Origin of the sequence: Enterococcus sp. OL5 (assembly GCF_006491895.1) — a bacterium.
Lineage (GTDB): Bacteria > Bacillota > Bacilli > Lactobacillales > Enterococcaceae > Enterococcus_D > Enterococcus_D innesii.
The window spans coordinates 1-17,144 of sequence record NZ_VHIL01000007.1; the positions used below are offsets into that span (position 1 = coordinate 1).

Below are 17,144 nucleotides of genomic sequence, written 5' to 3' on the forward strand. Positions count from 1 at the left end.
GATGAAAATGTCGCAAAAGGTGGCTATGTGATTTCAAAACAAGCCGGTGAAACACCAGCGGGTATTTTGATCGCCACAGGTTCTGAAGTGAATCTTGCGATCCAAGCACAAGCTAAATTGGCAGAAGAAGGCATCGATGTATCGGTGGTCTCCTTACCAAGCTTTGATCTGTTTGAAGCACAAAGCTCAGAATACAAAGAAAGCGTCTTGCCAAAAGCAGTGAAGAAACGGGTAGCGATCGAAGCGGCTTCCCCATTTGGTTGGGAACGTTACACCGGTTGCCATGGAAAAGTGATCGCGATCGATCATTTCGGTGCATCAGCACCTGGTGACAAAGTCTTAGCAGAATTCGGCTTCAGTGTTGAGAATGTCGTGAATACTTTCAACTCACTATAATCAAAAAACAGGCGATCTTTAGAGGGAACACTCCTTTGAAGATCGCCTGTTTTTGTTTACTAAAGAAGCATGGCTAAATCTGCGCTTAATTTTTCTCTATTGTTAAAAGGAGCCATGAAATCATCTCTCGATAGCACTCATCAGCGCTCGCATTTGGTGTCCGATCAAAGTCATGCTGATCTAAGTCGAGCCAAAGTGTTTTGGCATGGGGGACTTGTGCAGCGAAAGCATCGGATGCGCTAAAGGGAACATCTGGATCTTTTTTGCAATGAACGACAAAGCAAGGAGGAAAATCTAGGTAAGCGGCAGCAGGGATCGCCAAGGCTGCTAGCTGTTCTCGATTCCCTAAATAACGCTGCCAGTTGCCATATTGACGGGCGGAAAGGTACAAAGGGAATCGTTTTTCTAACGTGCCGTGGGTGATGGGTTGGCTTTCGATCATGGCTTCAGCGGCGAGTGGTGGAACTTTCGGAAATTGTGTGTAAAAGCGTGCCGGCTGCAAAAATTCTTTACAAAACAACTCTTGGTAACCGTAAAATCGGATCAAACCCTTTTGCTCCGAGTGCTTTGTGCGTGCGGTCAGTAAGGTTGCTAAAAAACCGCCGGCGGAGCGACCGAATAGAACATACTCATTTGTACCAACGCCGCTGAACTGCCAGCCTTCGGCCAAAAACCACGCCACTGCCTTTTTTGCATGAAGGTAGATATCGTGTAGCGCTACTTCGGGAGCCAGTGGATAATCGAACAGGTAAAGGCTAACACCCGTAGCCAGCAATTGGTGGACATAATCCTGCGGAAGGTCTTCCCGCTGACCATAGAGGAAGCCACCACCATGAAAATACAAAAGGCTGATCCGAGGCTGCGCTGCTTTTAGGATCGTCACTTCTAACGGCAAAGTGCCATAGGTGCCAAATTGGATTTTTTCTGTTTGCGCAAAGGCATTTTTAGGATAAACCATTGTTTTCTTCCTTTCTCTTCTTCGATAGTATAAGGAAGAGTATAGGAGAAGGAAGCGGTTTAAAAAACAGCGTTATGACTAAAAATAGAAACGGTTTTGTCGAAAGTGAACAATGATGTCCTTCAGTAACACGCTTACAATAACCGTATAAATCAAAGGAGGCAGAACAATGGAGTTGAAAAAAGAAGTAGCGGCAATGATCGATGCACTATCTCAGATTGGGAGTGATCCAACTGGAGGAATGACTAGACTGCTTTATACCGATTCATGGAAAGAAGCGCAATCATTTGTAGAAAAACAATTAAAAGAAACTGGCTTAACGACGTCCTATGATGCAGTCGGCAATCTCTTCGGCAGAATGGAAGGCAGCCAGTATCCAGAAGAAACGATTCTTTCAGGGTCACATATCGATACCGTCGTCAACGGCGGCACATTAGACGGTCAATACGGGGTCGTTGCTGCTGCTTTAGCAATCAAGTATTTAAAAGAGACCTATGGGCAACCTTTACGCTCCTTGGAAGTCATCTCAATGGCAGAAGAAGAAGGCAGTCGTTTTCCAACCGTTTTTTGGGGAAGTAAAAACTTTGTCGGAGAGGCCAAAAAAGCCGATGTTGAAGCGATCGCAGATTTTGAAGGCAATCGCTTCGTGGCAGAGATGCAACGCCAAGGCTTTGATTTTCGCGACCCACAAAAACCGGTTCGATCAGACATCAAAGCCTTCGTGGAAATCCATATCGAACAAGGCAGTGTTTTAGAAAAAGAAAATTTGCAGATCGGTGTCGTCAATAGTATCGCTGGTCAAAAGCGCTACACCTTTGTTTTAAAAGGACAAGCCAATCATGCAGGAACCACACCGATGGGCTATCGCCAAGATGCTGTGTATGGTTTTTCCAAAATGTGTGCCGCAGTGATCGACCGTGGCTTAGAGCTTGGGGATCCATTAGTAGTGACATTCGGTAAAGTTGAGCCAAAGCCAAATACGGTCAACGTGGTTCCTGGTGAAGTGTTGTTTACGATGGATTGTCGCCATACTGATGGGCAGCTATTGGATGCCTTTACTGCTGAAGCAGAACAGATCATTCAAGCGATCGCCCAAGAGCACGACCTGACAGTGGAGATGGACCTATGGATGGATGAACGCCCAGTGCCGATGGACGATACGATCGTTGCCACGGTGGAACACGCGGTGAAGCAAACTGGCAAACGCTACAAAGTCATGCATAGTGGGGCGGGGCATGATTCCCAAATCATTGCACCACATTTTCCAACTGCGATGCTGTTTGTACCAAGTATTGATGGGATTAGCCACAACCCAGCCGAAGCAACGACTATCGAAGATTTAGTAGCTGGGGTTGAAGTTTTAGCAGCTTCCCTTTACGAGCTAGCATACAAAGAATAGAAAGCAGGGACACACATGGGATATAAAAATAATAATACGGGCTATTTAGATGGATTGTTGCAATCACGAGCAGTCATTAGAAAAAATAATTTTGCGATCTTGCCGCATGATGGGTTAGTGAATAATGTCATTCCAGGCTTTGAAAACTGTGAATGTTCGATACTCGGCACACCAAAATTAGGGGCGTCTTTTGTCGATTACATCATTTCATTCAAAAAAGATGGCGCCAACCAATTGGGCTTCGGCGGTCCAGAGATCGAGAGTTTCTTGTATGTCATCTCGGGCAAACTGGAAGTAAGTGATGGCAAAGAAACCCATACATTGACGGACGGAGGCTATATCTATCTGCCTGCTGGAGAAAAACTGTATATGAAAAATCTCCAAGAAGAAGCGACAGAAGTGTTCTTGTATAAGAAGCGTTACCAACCGTTAGAAAATCACCAATCCTACAAAGTAGTGGGGAATCTTTCAGAGTTGACACCGATCCAATACGAAGGGATGGCAGACGTCTTGCTTTGGGATTTCTTACCGAAAGAGTTGGGCTTTGACATGAATATTCATATCCTTTCCTTTGAACCAGGGGCAAGTCATGGCTACATTGAGACCCACTATCAAGAACACGGGGCGTACTTACTGTCAGGTAAAGGGATGTATAACTTAGATAATGAGTGGTTCCCGGTGGAAAAAGGCGACTACATTTTCATGAGTGCCTATGTACAGCAAGCGGCCTATGGTGTTGGTCGTGACGAACCATTGACCTATATTTATTCCAAAGATTGCAACCGCGATCCGGAAATTTAAAGGAGTTTAGAAAATGGAAGAGACGGTTATTGTACAGTCACAAGAGTTACAGCAATTGATCCAAAAAAAATTAGCGGCTGCTGGTTTGTCTGAAGCGCACGCAGCCATCGTTGCAGAGCATTTAGTCTTTGCCGATGCCAGCGGGATCCACTCTCATGGGGCTGTACGGGTAGACTATTACGCAGAGCGGATCGCTAAAGGTGGAATGAATCGCACTCCACAGATCACGTTTGAAGAGACTGGGCCGAGCAGCGGGATCGTTCACGGTCAAAATGGCGCAGGGCAGGTCGTTGTATTAGAAGCGACAAAGCATGCCATTGAGATGGCCAAACGTTCTGGGATCGCGGCAGTTGGTGTACGGAAAACGAGTCATAGTGGGGCGCTATCCTATTATGTCAAAAAAGCTGCAGAAGCTGACTTGATTGCATTATCTATGTGCCAATCAGATTCAATGGTGGTTCCTTTTGGCGGCAAAGAAAATTATTTTGGTACCAATCCAATCGCATTTGCCGCACCACGAAAACAGGGGGCACCGGTGGTCTTTGATATGGCAACGACGGTCCAAGCGTGGGGCAAAATATTAGACGCTCGCTCCAAAAATAAAGAGATTCCTGCAACATGGGCCGTTGATGCCCATGGCAAGCCAACAACGAATCCGCATCATGTTCATGGGTTATTGCCAATCTCAGGACCAAAAGGCTTTGGGTTGATGATGATGGTGGATATCTTGTCTGGAATGCTTCTTGGGCTGCCTTTTGGCAAGCATGTTTCCTCTATGTACAACGATCTGACGAAAGGCCGCGACTTAGGGCAATTTATTTTGCTGATCGATCCGCAACGTTTTACAGATTTAGACACATTTAAAGAGTCGGTGGAAACGATGATCGAAGAGCTGCACGATATACCAGCTGCTGAACAGTTCCAGCAAGTCTATTATCCAGGCGAGATCAATCAACTAACTTATGAAAAATATATGGCAGAAGGTATTCCTATCGAAAAGAACATTTATCGCTATCTCATTAGCGACACGGTTCATTTTGACCAGTATTCTGGGTCAGATGCCTTTGCACAGACAGGAACAGGAGAGTGAGGAGACCCATGTTACACACTATTATTCAAAAAAACAATTACCAAGATTCCATTGTTTTAATGCTTTTGACCAATCGTTTACTGACGATCGAAGGGATCAACAACGCTTCGGTCATGATGGGTACACCTGCCAATAAGGATATCTTCAAGACGGGTGGTCTTTATACCGAGGAGATGAGCAATGCGACATCCAACGATATGGTACTCGTTTTAGACATTGAAGGGGAAGAAATCATCGAAACAGTCCTGTCAGAAATCGATGCCTTCTTATCGGACCAAAGCAATAGCGCAGGGGAAGAAACCCAAAGCGTCAAAACTTGGGAAAAAGCCTTAGATCTTGGAAAAGATGCGAAGGTCGCTGTCTTATCGATTCCTGGTACTATGGCAGCACCAGAAATTGAAACCGCATTAGCAGCGGGCAAACATGTTTTTTGTTTCAGTGATAATGTTTCATTGGAAGAGGAAGTTCGGCTAAAGAAAATGGCTCATGAACAAGGACTTCTTTTAATGGGGCCAGATTGTGGCACAGGGATTCTCAATGGGATACCAGTAGCCTTCACGAATGCCGTTCGTAAAGGGAAAATCGGTGTTGTCGGCGCTTCGGGTACGGGCATCCAAGAAGTCACCACCATCATTCATAAATTGGGTGCCGGTGTGACACAAGCCATCGGAACCGGTGGACGAGATCTCAAAGAAGCCGTCGGTGGGATCACCATGAAAGACAGCATTCTTGCCTTGGAACACGATCCTGATACAGAGGTGATCGTGGTGATCTCCAAACCACCTGCACCACGTGTCCGCGATGAAGTGTTGGCATTATTAAGAAGAGGAACAAAACCTGCAGTCACGATTTTTCTTGGGGAAGAACCAACGGATCACGAAGAAAATCTTTACAGAGCCTACACGCTGGAAGAAGCGGCACAATTAGCCGTGCAGCTGCTACGTCAAGAACAGATTGGATTAGAGCCAGTAAAAGAGGAAACGGCAGCTGTCGCTTTTGGCCCTGAACAGCAAAAAATCAAAGCTTACTATTCTGGTGGAACATTGGCGTACGAAGCAGCGATGCTGGTCAAAGCAGGATTAAATCTAGAACAAGAAGATGCCCCTCAGGAAGGGTACATCTTAAAAGCAGCTGGCCATGAGATCATCGATTTAGGTGATGACATCTATACGCAAGGCAAGCCCCATCCGATGATCGACCCAACAAAGCGGATCGAACTGTTGAAACAAGCGGGAGAAGATCCTGAAACGGCAGTGATTTTGTTAGATATCGTTTTAGGGTACGGCTCTCATCAAGATATGGCGAGTGAATTGGCACCGACCATCAAATCGTTGAAGGAAGCTGCACAAGCAGCTGGCCGGGAGTTAGCGGTGATCGCTACGATCGTCGGAACTGATTTAGACCCCCAAGACAGCAACGAGCAAGCAGAGATTTTAATAGCAGCTGGCGTGATTTTGTGTCAAAGCAATGCCCAAGCAGTCAAAAAAGCTTTAGCATTACTCGGTCACCCCTTTTCACCAATTAATCGTAAGCTGTTGCCAAAAGCAGTGACAACTGCCGATGCATTGCCAGAGCCATCTGAAAAGAGCCGCGAATTGTTGGCGAATGACGCATTCATCAATGTAGGATTGCGTAGCTTTGCGGAAGCAATCCAGGCGCATCACGGTCAAGTCGTTCAATATGACTGGCAGCCAATTGCTGGTGGAAACGTAACGTTACAAAAAGCCTTACGTTTCTTAGCACAAGTGTCACTATCAGAGTAGGAGGAAGTTATCGTGTACGAAACTATTGAAGAAGCAAACCAAGCCGTTATTGCCAAAATCGTTGCGGGTTCGCCTTTTTTGCTGGATGTCGTTCCAGCAGTCAGTGTCATTCCAGAGTTAGGTGAAGGAAAAGTCCTATTGCATGCAGGACCACCGATCCGCTACGATCAGATGATCGATCCGATTCAAGGTGCTTGTGTTGGTGCGGGGCTTTTTGAAGGCTGGGGCGAAACGGAAGAAGAGGTACGTCATTTATTAGCATCTGGGGAAGTTCAACTGATTCCTTGTCACCACGTGCAAGCGGTTGGCCCAATGGGGGGCATCACCTCTGCCAATATGCCAGTGCTCGTGGTAGAAAACAAAACCGATGGCAACCGAGCGTATTGTACGATGAACGAAGGGATCGGGGCAGTTTTACGTTTTGGCGCCTATTCTCAAGAAGTCATTGATCGCTTGCATTGGATGAAAAATACGTTAGCACCAGTTTTAAGTGCTGCACTACAAACAAAACCCGATGGATTGAACATCAATGTCTTAGTCGCAAAAGCAATCGCCATGGGGGATGAGTTCCATCAACGGAATATCGCTGCTTCGTTGGCGTTCTTAAAAGAAGTAGCACCAGCGATCGTTACTCTGGAAGGATTTGAAAAAGAAAAACCAGAAGTCATTCAGTTTCTAGCAGACACGGATCAGTTTTTCTTGAATATTATGATGGCTTCTTCAAAAGCGGTGCTTGATGGCGCCCGGACGATTGAAGAAGGCACGGTTGTGACCGCAATGTGTCGCAACGGGCATGAATTCGGTATCCGTATTTCTGGCATGGGGGACGAGTGGTTTACTGGTCCTGTCAATACACCAAAAGGGCTCTATTTCTCAGGATTCAGTGAAGAAGATGCCTCTCCAGATATGGGCGACAGTGCCATTACGGAAACCTTTGGTGTTGGGGGAATGGCAATGATTGCTGCCCCAGCTGTGACACGCTTCGTTGGTTCCGGCGGATTTCACGATGCGTTGAAAACCAGCAATGAGATGTTAGAGATCTCCATTGATACCAATCCGAATTTTCCCGTTCCTACATGGGACTTCAAAGGGATCTGTTTAGGGATCGATGCTCGGAAAGTCGTGGAAACAGGGATCTTACCGGTGATCAATACAGGGATCGCCAACAAACAAGCTGGACGGGGACAAATTGGTGCCGGGACAGTGACACCACCAATGGATTGCTTTGAAAAAGCTGTCTTGGCTTATGCAAAAAAATTAGGATTTGAAGAATAAATCAGGGACTGAAAACGTGAAAAAGGAGCAACCTAGCGATGATACAGGCAAAATGGATCGACCAAGCTTTATTTGAACCCGCATTTATCAATGGCAACTGGATCGTTCACAGTGTGTTTCAGCATAGTTTCAATCTACAAGATCCTCGTCAGGATCAGCTGATCTGTGTCTCCAAACAAGCGGCTCGCGTGCCCAAAGGGATGATTTTAGCTGCCGACGATTATGCAGCGTTGGCGACAGGCTTAGTTGCTGGTACCAGTCTTTTGGTTCAGCAACGGGTGATCCATTTTCCGCATCATCGTCTGTCTTTTCAAAAGGCAGCCAAATTTACAACCACCTTTCCAGCTGGCACAGTCCCATTTGATCGAGAACTGTTTTGGTCAGCCCTCCAAAGCGTCACGGAAAAGACGGGAATTCAAGAAGCTGTTTCAGAAACCATCCGCAGCAATCATCCGTTTTATGACGCAATCGATCAGCTATGCACGCCTTCATTTAAGGAACAACGGCAAGCAGTCGCTTATTTAGTCGGACGGGGTGTCGGATTGACCCCCACAGGCGATGATATGCTAGTTGGTCATTTACTGGCTCGCCGAGTGATGGGGCAAGAAGATACCCGCTTGGTGGCTTATCTACAAAGAAGGCTGTTGACAGTCAATGATTTAACGACTGACGTCAGTAAACACTATCTTCTGCATGCACTGACAGGCGCATTCAATCAATCGGCATTATCCTTGACCAGGTGTACCGATTCAGCGGCTTTTTCCCAAGTAATCAAAGAGATACTAGCGATCGGTCACACCTCGGGGGCCGACTTTTTGGCAGGGTTTGCTCGCAGTATCGATCAATTTCAAAACAATAGAAATGAGGAATTCATATGGCAAAACGAGTGGTCATCGCTCTAGGGGGCAATGCAATTTTAAAACCGAATCAACCAGCGACCGTTGAGACACAGCTTGCAAATATCCAGTTAAGTGCAGAACAGATCGCTAAAATCGAGAAGCTTGACCATCAAATCGTCGTGACGCACGGCAATGGTCCGCAAGTCGGCAATATTTTACGACAAAATGAAGAAGCCAAAGAAGTCGTGCCGCCTTTTCCACTGGATGTCTGCAATGCAGAGTCACAAGGCTTTATCGGTTATTTAATGGAGCAAAGCATCAAAAATAAAATCGAGCAAGAAGAACTGACCAGCAATGTCGTGACCTTATTGACCCAAGTGGAAGTGGCAGCGGATGATCCCGCGTTTGAAAAGCCAACGAAGCCGATCGGCTTGTTCTACTCAGAAGAAGAAGCAAAAAAGATGGCTGAGGAAAAACATTGGGTGATGGAAGAAGATGCTGGACGTGGGTACCGTCGCGTCGTGCCATCTCCACAACCTGTGACGATCCACGGCGTGGAATCAATGGTTCATTTATTGAATCAAAATACCATCGTGATCGCTGGTGGCGGCGGTGGGATTCCAGTCGTAAAACAAGCGGAAGGCTTGAAAGGGATCGAAGCAGTCATCGATAAAGACCGAACCGGGAAAAAACTGGCAGAACAAGTGGATGCCGATGTATTTATGATGCTGACCGACGTCAACAACGTTTATATCAATTATGGAACACCGGAGCAAGAAAAATTAACGGGCTTATCCGTAAGTGAAGCGCAAGCATATTTTGATGCGGGGCATTTTGCAGAAGGTAGTATGGGGCCGAAAATGGAAGCGGCGATTGCGTTTGCCAAACAAGGAAAGACAGCAATCATCTGCTCATTGGAAGAAGCGGACTTAGCATTGTTAGGTGAAGCAGGCACAAGGATCGCTGGGTAAAACCAGCGATCCAACTGCTTGATTCGCCTATTAGTCGCCTTCTTCCGACAGCTCAAGGGCTAAACGCAGATCCAGGCTGATGCTAGGATCATGCACGTTTTTTCCTAGTAGCTTTTGACACTGTTCGATGCGGTATTTGATCGTGTTGCGATGAACGAACAAGGCTTTGGCGGTGCGGGTGATCTCACATTGATAATCCAAGTAAGCCCGTAAGGTTTTGCGCAATTCGATGGTGGCATCTTCTTGCGGAAACGCCAATTCTTTAAGAATCGTACGGCAGAAATAATGGATATCTTCAGGACTCATTTTTTCAAATAGACTCCGCATTCCCCTTTGATGGTAGAAAGAGACGATGGAAGAATCATGTTGGCCTCTTCGTTCTTCATACGCAGTTTTTGCTTCGATGTAGGAGCTGGCTAAATCATTGATACTTTCACAGACACTTCCTACACCAAAGGCCATTCGAAATGGCAACCGATTGGTCAAAGCATTGGCGGTCTCGATCAAATGGTCTTCTAAGGCATCACACTTGTGCTGCACGAAAATCGCAAAGTGATTGCTGCCCTTTAAGCGAAAGAGACAAACATCTTTGATGCGATAAGGCAGTTGTTCACTAAACCACTGATAAACCAAGTCACTTTCTTCTTTTAGGTATTTGTCTTTGCCTTTGGTTTCTTTGGTTGGTTCACAGGCACCATAGATGACACGATAATGGCGGGCTTTGACTAACCCGTAAGTCTTTCCGAGATCTAACCAATCTTTTTGTTCTTGCTTGGTCGATTGCTGGTATTCGATCATCCGTGTTAAAAAGTCACTTTTTAAATCTTCAAAAGATTCTTGCACTTTTTGGTTCTTGTAGAGCATAAACGACAAGACCAATGCTGCTTGTTCCAGCGCAAAATCCGAGACAGGATAAGGAATTGCCTCAGGATTCAAAATGACTAAATAATGGGGGAAATAAGTGGAGGTTTCAATGGCATAATAAGAAATTTGTGACGTTTTTTCATGAAGATCTTTGATAGGGATCGCCCCGCTTTTTTCACCAGTAAAAACCCCTTTCGTTTGTCCTAATTGATGGATGTAGTACTCCGCGGGTTTTGACATGCGGGTGAAATGCTTGGAGTGGGCAATCACTTGTTTAAAAGGATTCAACAAAATGATCGGTGTATTGACCATTTGGCCAAAATCAGCGATAAAGCGAGCGATGCTGACATCCTTCATCAAGGAAGCAGAGAACCGTTTTTGAATGTCTAACGCATAACTCAGCTGCTCGGTTTTGGTGTTCCACAATAAATTCAAAAGCTGGTGCATCAAACGACCCAGCGGCATCGTGGCAGGTACTTCTACGATGGGGAAACCCAAGCTATCAGCGTAGGCGATGACTTCAGGATCGATGACATCCAAAAAACGACCGATCTTGATGCCTAATCCAGCGGCATTTTTGGCTACGAGAGAATCGATCAGTTCTAGAAGCGCTCCTTGATTATCTTTATAAACCATCGCCGTGCTTAAGATAAAGGTATGCTCAGGAATATAGTGGGCGATATCGGGGGTCTCAGTGATTTCGATACTGTCGACGGGAATTTCCGCGGTAATGGGATCTGTCAACAAACGCAAATTGGAAAAGCGTGGTGTAGCAAGCAATTCAGCAACTAACTTCATAGAGAAACTCCTTTTGGAATTGAACAAAATAAACAAAAACATGTCCTTTTTTAGCTTTATTGTACAACAAACTTGGAAACGTTGACAAGGCGTTGGACAGTGAAATCAAAAAGAGAAATGAGGGAAAAAGATGTATAAAGAGTTAACGATCGCACAACGTACGATCATGACACCTGGGCCTGTAGAAGCCCATCCAGCTGTTCTACAAGCAATGACCAATCGCATTTTGGGGCAGTTTGATCCGAATTTTTTGGCGATCATGGATGAGGTCAAAGAAATGATCAAACAACCGTTTGGAACCAAAAACAAAGAGGCATTTGCCATTGACGGGACTTCCCGAGCTGGTTTAGAAGCGGCGCTGATCGCTTTGATCGAACCAGGGGACAAAGTCTTGATCCCAGCCTATGGGCGCTTTGCTTTCTTACTGGGAGAAATCTGTGAACGTGCTCAAGCGCAAGTCAAATATGTGGAAAAAGAGTGGACAGCTCCTTTTGCACCCGCAGAGGTCATCAAAGAAATCGTCGCATTTCAACCCAAAATCGTGGCGATGGTCCACGGGGAAACCGCCAACGGGCAAATGCAGCCGTTAGCAGAAATCGGGCAGTATTGTCGCGCAAAAGATATTTTCTTTGTCGTTGACATGGTGGCGACTTATGGTGGCGTAGCCCTGTCAGTCGATGATTGGTGTGTCGATTTGGCAATTGCTGGTACTCAGAAGTGTTTAAGCGTGCCGTCTGGTCTTTCATTAGTGACCTACAACGAGCGAGTCGAAGCTGTCCTTAATTCCCGTTACCAAAAAGAATTAGGCTTGAGCAAAACGGATCGAAACAAGCGGCACATTATGAGTAATTACTTGGATTTGAGTCAACTGCAACGCTACTGGAATAAAGAGCGAATCAACCATCACACAGAAGCGACGAGTATGATCTATGCGCTTCATGAAGGATTACGGATGTTGCTAAACGAAGGCCTCGATGCAGCCTATCAACGTCATTTGACGAATGAAGGGGCACTGGTCGCTGGACTGGAGGCAATGGGGCTTTCAATTTATGGCGAAAAAGCAACCAAAATGCCGACAGTTACCCCCATCTTTATTCCAGAAGGTGTTGATGGCGAAGCTGTCCGAGAAGAGATGCTTCACTCCTTTGGTGTAGAGATCGCTAGTTCATTTGGTGATCTAAAAGGAAAAATCTGGCGGATTGGAAATATGGGTTACAGCAGCCGCAAAGAAAATATTTTATATGTCCTAGCCGCGTTAGAAGGGGCACTATTGTACCAGCAAGCACCAATTTCTGCCGGCAAAGCGCTCATCGCTGCGTTAAATTACTACCAAAAAACGACTTAAAATTTTAGCACAAATGCACAACGACTGGAAGCGCTTTGTGAAAAATGACAAATGCAATCGTCGGCAAAAAAACGTACACTAAGACTATCTTAAAGCGCTTTCGTTGGCGTGCTTCACAAACTTTACTTGTGTAACTGATGGAGGGAAAAAAATGGAAATCAATAAAGAACGTGGTGGGCTTGCCTACTGGAAACAAATTATTATCTTAATGTGTTCAGGCTGGGTCACTATATGGATTTATCGTGCTGCGTTATCACCGGTCTATCCGCAAATCAATGAGTCACTTGGCGGCAATATTTCTGATACAGCATTAGGATCGATCGCCAGCTTTTACTTTTTCGGCTATGTGATCATGCAGATCCCTGCCGGCTTTTTAGTGGATAAGATTGGGAAGAAAACAGTTCTGCTTCCGGGATTTGTGGTATTTGCACTGGCAGCTTTACTGATTTCACAAGCCTCTTCAATCACCATGATCTATACCGGTAGCTTTTTAGCAGGGATCGGCTGTGGGTCTTTTTACGGCTCCGCGTATTCTTTGACCTCACAGAACATTCCGAAAGAAAAGAAGAGCTTCTCAACAGCGATCGTCAATAGTGGTTCTGCCGTTGGTTCAGGGTTTGGGATGATCTTATCAAGCTTTATCGTTATTCAGATGAACATGCCTTGGCAAACAATGATGTATTTATCCGCTTTCTTGATCGTTTGTATGACGATCGCTTTCGCATTGGTGATCCGCAGCAACAAAGAAGACGTAGCTTTCTTGGAGAGTCAAGCAGCAGCTGAAGAAGAAACAACGGATCAGCCGAAAGAAAAAGTTTCCCTTTCGACCTTGTTCTCACTGCGGATGCTCTTTACGTATGTGTTATATTTTGCGACGTGTTATGCCTACTATATGACGGTTACTTGGCTACCAAACTTCTTAGGAACAGAACGAGGCTTCCAAGGAGTCGCAATCGGCTTCTCTTCTTCATTGGTGGCATTTGCTTCGATTCCTGGGGCCTTGTTCTTTAGCCGCTTGGCAGACAAATACATGCATAAAAAAGTAACTTTTATCGTTATTTTAGAAGTGTTGGCGGCGTTGATGTTATTAGTAACGGTGCAAGCAACAAATTCGACCTTCTTAATGATCGCGTTGATCTTGTACGGGTTCCTTGGAAAACTAGCGGTTGAACCAATCATCATTTCTTGGCTAGGGGAAAATGCACCCAAAGTTGGGGTCGGTACGACATTAGGGGTCTTCAACTTTTTCGGCATGATGTCTTCCGTTATCGCACCAACATTGACCGGATCGATCTCGGATGCAACAGGGTCAAAAGTAATGGGCTTTTATATCGCAATTATTTTGTTGATCGGTGGTACATTCTTATTCTTGACTGTAAACTCTAAGAAAACAGCCAAGTAGAAAAGTGAGGAACAACAGATGAAAAAACGATCCTTAAAAATCAGTTTGACCAACCAAATCATGATTGCAACGGTATTGGGGATTTTTTGGGGCGTTTCCTTTCCCGGTTTAGGTGATCAAATGCAGCTAGTCGGGGACTTCTTCTTGCGACTGATTCAAATGTCTGTGGTCGTGTTGGTCATGGGCTCGGTGATTGAAGCGGTGGGGGGACTTGATCCAAAAGAATTAGGTGGGATCGGCGGGAAAGTCTTCCTCTGGTTTACCGGTTCGACCCTTGTCGCCGCTATTTTCGGTCTCTTATTCGCCTTGATCCTCAAGCCCGGCGCAGGCCTTGATCAGTCCCTGCTGCAAAGTACAGAAACCGCATTAAGTACCAGCAGCATGGAAGAAGTCATCTTAAACTTTGTTCCACTGAACATTATTCAAGCCATGGTGGAGCAGAATATGATCCAAGTGATTATTTTTTCGCTCTTCTTTGGCCTTGCCTTGAGCTTGATCAAGCATGAAAAAAAGAATCAGCTGTTTCTAGATATGATCAGCAGTTTTAATCATATTTTGATAAAAATGGTCAGCATGATCATGAAGTTGGCGCCGATCGGGATTTTCGGCCTTGTTGCTTCCTTAGTAGAAGATACCGGTATTCGTGTTTTGGGAATGTTAGCCAGTTTTTTATTGACGTTAGCAGCAGCATCTTTGCTCTTTTTGTTTCTTTGGTTTCTCTTGACGTCGCTCTATTGCAAAGTTTCCTTGTTTCGTTTGATAAAGAACATGTGGCGCCTCTCGGTGATTTCCTTTACGACCACCTCTTCTGCTGTTTCATTGCCGTTTCAAATCGAAGATGGCAAAGAACGATTTGGGATCAGTGATCGAATCAATAAGCTCGTGATGCCTCTGGGCATGACCTTAAATAGCAATGGGCTCTCCTTATTTTTAGCCCTGGCAATCGTAACCGTTGCTCAGGCGTACCAGATCCAATTAAGCTTGGGGGATCTTTTGCAAGTGGTCTTGTTGTCCTCGTTGGCATGCTTGGGAACGATCGTCGTTCCAGGCGGCGGATTAGTCACACTGGCTACGGTTTTACCTATGTTAGGACTGCCTAATGAAAGCATCGCCTTACTGGCAGGGATCGATTGGTTTTCTGGGATGTTTCGGACCCTTTTGAATGTGGATCCTGACGTCACGGTGGCGTTGATCGTTGCTCATGATGAAGGAGAACTGGATCGTGCAGTCTTCAATGGTGAAAAAGCCCCGGTCAAATTAGCAGAAAAAATCACCGATGGCGTATAAGACCAATCATTCTTGTGATGAAACTTTACTCTTTTTTGAAAACGTGCTACGATTTATTCGTTGATAGACGAAAGAAGCTTCCTGAAATACCGTAAACGGTAAACAGTAGCGAGTGATTTTCAGCTCGTCATTCAACAGATAAATACGACAAAAAGAGGAGGAAAAACATGACAGCATCGATGAAATTGTGGATTGACCTTTTGAATAGCTAATTTAAATCTATTTCAAAAGTCTAGGCAATCGTGATTTCAAGGGATGAGTGTCCTCTTTTTTCCAATTTCTTATTAAAATCAGGGTATAGCGGTAGGCTATGCCCTTTTTTTGTTCTTGCGTTTTCCTAGACGGGAAGGACAGACTGATGGAACAATTAAGTGTAAAAATAAACAAGCTAATCAAAAATTATGGGTCCAAAGAAGTACTGAACATTGAAGAACTGAGCGCCTATCAAACAGATCGTATCGGGATCGTGGGCGCAAACGGGCAAGGCAAGTCCACCTTGCTGAAATTGATTGCGGGAGTGATCGATCCTGATTCAGGAACGATCCAAAGAGAAAATTCGTTTCACTATTTCCCGCAAATCGCTGAGGTGACTGAAAAGACGGAGGCTCTTGACTGGGCGCTGTTTGGTCGTTTTTCGATCCCAACTAATGAATTGGCGACACTAAGTGGCGGGGAGGAGACCAAATACCGGTTGGCACAAATGTTATCTTCCTATCAATTAGGACTTTTGCTCGATGAGCCAACGAGCCATTTAGACCAGCAAGGAATTCAAGTCTTGATTGAGGAATTGCAGTATTATTATGGCACCCTGATCGTGGTCAGTCATGATCGGTACCTATTGAATCAGCTGGCAACGAAAATCTGGGAAGTCGATCAAGGCAAAGTCATCGAGTATTCTGGCAATTATGACAGTTACCGACAGCAAAAAGAGCAAGCGACACAGCGTGTTGCCTGGGAGGCGGTGCAGTATCAGCAACAAAAGCAGCAGTTGACTCAAGCAATCCAAAAGAAAAAAGAACAAGTGATCAAGAGCAGTCGCATTTCTGAAAAAAAGCGGCAGCAGAACATCCGACCAGACCGTTTGTCGTCATCAAAACAAAAGGACACGGTGCAAAAGTCATTGCAAAAAACAGTCAAAGCCATGGAAAGCCGCTTGGATCAGTTGGAAGAAGTGAAGGGTGTCGCCCAGCAGCAGGTGATTCGTTTTCCAGTAGTCCCTGCAGTGGAACTGCATAATAAACGACCGATTCGTGGGGAGCAAGTAACCATTCAAAGAGGGACGAAATGTTTGCTAGACAGCAGCAGTTTCCAGTTTGCTGCCGGGAAGAAAATCGCTATCGTGGGTCCGAACGGTTCGGGGAAGTCGACTTTACTAAAAGAAATCATCGCAGGTGGAGAGGGGATCTATTTATCACCGAAAATCGTCTTTGCGATATACGAGCAAATGGGCTATCGAAAAAACAGCACCACACCACTTTTGACGGAATTGATGGCTCAAACAGACTATCAGGAACCACTGGTCCGCAGTATTTTACACAATCTAGGATTTAGCCAGAATGAAGTGATGAAGCCAGTCAATGTGCTAAGCGGCGGAGAAGCGACACGGGTCGAGCTTGCACGCATCTTTACTCAAGCTGCCAATGTCTTGATTCTTGATGAACCGACGAACTTTATTGATCTGCCGACAATCAACGTCTTGGAACAATTGATTCGCAGCTATCGTGGCATGATTTTGTTCACTTCTCACGATCAAGCGTTTATTGATGCTGTCGCGGATGACGTGTATCAAATCGATCATGGGAAATTAACATTGGTTTCCAGTAACTAGCAGCATTGTCGCTTTTATACCTGTATAGAGAAAAACAGCGCGGGAAAGGAAATGACCGCCCAACGTTCGATCAAAAAATCGGCCGTTGAGCGGTCACTACAAAACCCGCACTGTTTTTTTGCACTAAT

At 45.4% G+C, this 17,144-nt stretch carries 14 protein-coding genes; 12 read left to right on the forward strand and 2 right to left on the reverse strand.

What is annotated here, in order from left to right:
* Positions 1-396, forward strand: a 396-nt coding sequence (locus FJU10_RS09545) for a transketolase-like TK C-terminal-containing protein (RefSeq protein WP_317615670.1), incomplete at its 5' end; no start/stop codon positions are given.
* A gap of 85 nt (positions 397-481) precedes the next feature.
* On the opposite strand, the gene FJU10_RS09550 is transcribed toward FJU10_RS09545, so the two are convergent.
* Positions 482-1,354, reverse strand: coding sequence for an alpha/beta hydrolase (locus FJU10_RS09550; RefSeq protein ID WP_140965766.1), 873 nt, complete (start codon positions 1,352-1,354; stop codon positions 482-484).
* A 169-nt stretch (positions 1,355-1,523) separates the two neighbouring features.
* On the opposite strand from FJU10_RS09550, the gene allC reads away from it, so the two are divergent.
* From allC to arcC, 7 genes are read left to right on the forward strand one after another with little or no spacing between them, the layout of a single operon-like run.
* On the forward strand, positions 1,524-2,753 hold the full coding sequence (gene allC / locus FJU10_RS09555; RefSeq protein WP_140965767.1) for an allantoate deiminase: 1,230 nt from the start codon (positions 1,524-1,526) through the stop codon (positions 2,751-2,753).
* Between the two features lie 15 nt (positions 2,754-2,768).
* Positions 2,769-3,554 carry a (S)-ureidoglycine aminohydrolase gene (gene allE / locus FJU10_RS09560; RefSeq protein WP_081117457.1) on the forward strand — a complete coding sequence of 262 codons (786 nt, stop codon included), beginning with the start codon at positions 2,769-2,771 and terminating at the stop codon, positions 3,552-3,554.
* A 13-nt stretch (positions 3,555-3,567) separates the two neighbouring features.
* The gene (allD, locus tag FJU10_RS09565) at positions 3,568-4,644 is read left to right on the forward strand and encodes an ureidoglycolate dehydrogenase (RefSeq protein WP_096741530.1); all 1,077 of its coding nucleotides are present in this window, start codon (positions 3,568-3,570) and stop codon (positions 4,642-4,644) included.
* Positions 4,645-4,652: 8 nt separating this feature from the next.
* The gene (gene fdrA, locus FJU10_RS09570; RefSeq protein ID WP_140965768.1) at positions 4,653-6,407 is read left to right on the forward strand and encodes an acyl-CoA synthetase FdrA; all 1,755 of its coding nucleotides are present in this window, start codon (positions 4,653-4,655) and stop codon (positions 6,405-6,407) included.
* Between the two features lie 12 nt (positions 6,408-6,419).
* Positions 6,420-7,682 (forward strand): DUF1116 domain-containing protein, encoded by a 1,263-nt coding sequence (locus FJU10_RS09575; protein WP_005234461.1) that lies wholly within the window; start codon positions 6,420-6,422, stop codon positions 7,680-7,682.
* Between the two features lie 38 nt (positions 7,683-7,720).
* The gene (locus tag FJU10_RS09580; RefSeq protein WP_140965769.1) at positions 7,721-8,584 is read left to right on the forward strand and encodes a DUF2877 domain-containing protein; all 864 of its coding nucleotides are present in this window, start codon (positions 7,721-7,723) and stop codon (positions 8,582-8,584) included.
* Positions 8,557-9,492: a carbamate kinase gene (gene arcC, locus FJU10_RS09585; RefSeq protein WP_015509188.1), complete on the forward strand. Its 936-nt coding sequence runs from the start codon at positions 8,557-8,559 to the stop codon at positions 9,490-9,492. Before FJU10_RS09580 ends, arcC begins: the two co-directional genes overlap by 28 nt.
* Positions 9,493-9,522: 30 nt before the next feature.
* On the opposite strand, the gene FJU10_RS09590 is transcribed toward arcC, so the two are convergent.
* The gene (locus FJU10_RS09590; RefSeq protein ID WP_087627069.1) at positions 9,523-11,154 is read right to left on the reverse strand and encodes a PucR family transcriptional regulator; all 1,632 of its coding nucleotides are present in this window, start codon (positions 11,152-11,154) and stop codon (positions 9,523-9,525) included.
* Between the two features lie 130 nt (positions 11,155-11,284).
* Between FJU10_RS09590 and FJU10_RS09595 the strand changes: the two genes are divergently transcribed.
* From FJU10_RS09595 to abc-f, 4 genes are all read left to right on the forward strand, one after another.
* The gene (locus FJU10_RS09595; protein WP_140965770.1) at positions 11,285-12,499 is read left to right on the forward strand and encodes a pyridoxal-phosphate-dependent aminotransferase family protein; all 1,215 of its coding nucleotides are present in this window, start codon (positions 11,285-11,287) and stop codon (positions 12,497-12,499) included.
* A gap of 151 nt (positions 12,500-12,650) precedes the next feature.
* Positions 12,651-13,901, forward strand: a complete 1,251-nt coding sequence (locus FJU10_RS09600; RefSeq protein WP_081117449.1) for an MFS transporter — start codon at positions 12,651-12,653, stop codon at positions 13,899-13,901.
* An 18-nt stretch (positions 13,902-13,919) separates the two neighbouring features.
* On the forward strand, positions 13,920-15,188 hold the full coding sequence (locus FJU10_RS09605) for a dicarboxylate/amino acid:cation symporter (RefSeq protein ID WP_096741523.1): 1,269 nt from the start codon (positions 13,920-13,922) through the stop codon (positions 15,186-15,188).
* Positions 15,189-15,546: 358 nt separating this feature from the next.
* Positions 15,547-17,016: a ribosomal protection-like ABC-F family protein gene (gene abc-f / locus FJU10_RS09610; RefSeq protein WP_140965771.1), complete on the forward strand. Its 1,470-nt coding sequence runs from the start codon at positions 15,547-15,549 to the stop codon at positions 17,014-17,016.
* The last annotated feature ends 128 nt before the right edge of the window (positions 17,017-17,144 follow it).